Source organism: Caproiciproducens galactitolivorans (assembly GCF_004768785.1).
GTDB classification, from domain to species: domain Bacteria; phylum Bacillota; class Clostridia; order Oscillospirales; family Acutalibacteraceae; genus Caproiciproducens; species Caproiciproducens galactitolivorans.
Map to the genome: position 1 here is coordinate 1 of NZ_SRMQ01000031.1, position 806 is coordinate 806.

The following is an 806-nucleotide window of genomic DNA, read 5'->3' on the forward strand; positions in this document are numbered from 1 at the left end:
CAGTCTTTTCTTCCCACAGTTCGGCGTTGCTTTTGTACGGTGACATACCTACGACAGCAGCAGCTTCACTAGCTCCGATTCCGCTTAGACGTGCCTTTATCCACTCGTCGTGGTTCGTCGGTTGATTTACATTCTGATTCATATTCCGGTTTATCATCCTTTGCAAACGGGCATGGACCTTCCTGCCTGTCATAGGCAGCTTGTGCTGCACTTAACCCGTAGTCATCCATTTTTGGCGTCCTCCAGCTCTACTAAGTGGGCGCCCATATCAATGATTTCATCCTCCAATTTGTTGATTTTATCAGCGTACTGCCGATCGATGACATCAATCGTCGCACGCCCGATAAACCTTGTGCCGCGCAGGATTGGCATGATATAATCCCGCTCGGCTCTGGTGTCGTATAAGATGGACTTATCGCTCTGGATAGCCCTGCGGATTCCGGGGATTAAACTGTTTTCCATTGACAAATCCTCGCTTTCAGATTATTATTCAAAATAGAGTTATTTTTTATTGTGCCGCTTTTCCTGCGCCAACAGGGGAGCGGCTTTCTTTTTTAAGTACGATTTTCGCGCGGTCTCACGATGTTTTGCACGGTGACGGATGTAATATTCGCTCATATATTTGCGCCGCCTTTCGCGCTTTTCGGCATTCTTGATATCGAGGTCAACGTCATCATCCTTGTAAAATCCCATCTCGATATCAGCTTTGATACACTCTGCGCGCCATGCGGCATATGCCCGGCTTACCATGCTTTTCCCAGCCTCCTGCGTATGTACTCCCGGTTGTAATGGATCCGGGCGCCATC

The 806-nt window shown here is 48.4% G+C and carries 3 protein-coding genes; all 3 read right to left on the reverse strand.

Annotated features, from left to right (window positions below; all coding sequences use genetic code 11):
• Window positions 1-193 (reverse strand): YqaJ viral recombinase family protein (locus CAGA_RS12945; RefSeq protein ID WP_167875232.1); only part of this gene is annotated, 193 nt, incomplete at its 3' end.
• A gap of 29 nt (window positions 194-222) precedes the next feature.
• Window positions 223-462, reverse strand: a complete 240-nt coding sequence (locus tag CAGA_RS12510) for a hypothetical protein (protein ID WP_135661208.1) — start codon at window positions 460-462, stop codon at window positions 223-225.
• A 39-nt stretch (window positions 463-501) separates the two neighbouring features.
• The coding region (locus tag CAGA_RS12515; protein WP_207669589.1) for a hypothetical protein at window positions 502-806 on the reverse strand (305 nt) is incomplete at its 5' end.

Coding starts and splice junctions, on each gene's coding strand:
- CAGA_RS12510 (WP_135661208.1), bottom strand. CDS start 462: ATGGAAAACAGTTTAATCCCCGGAATCCGCAGGGCTATCCAGAGCGAT.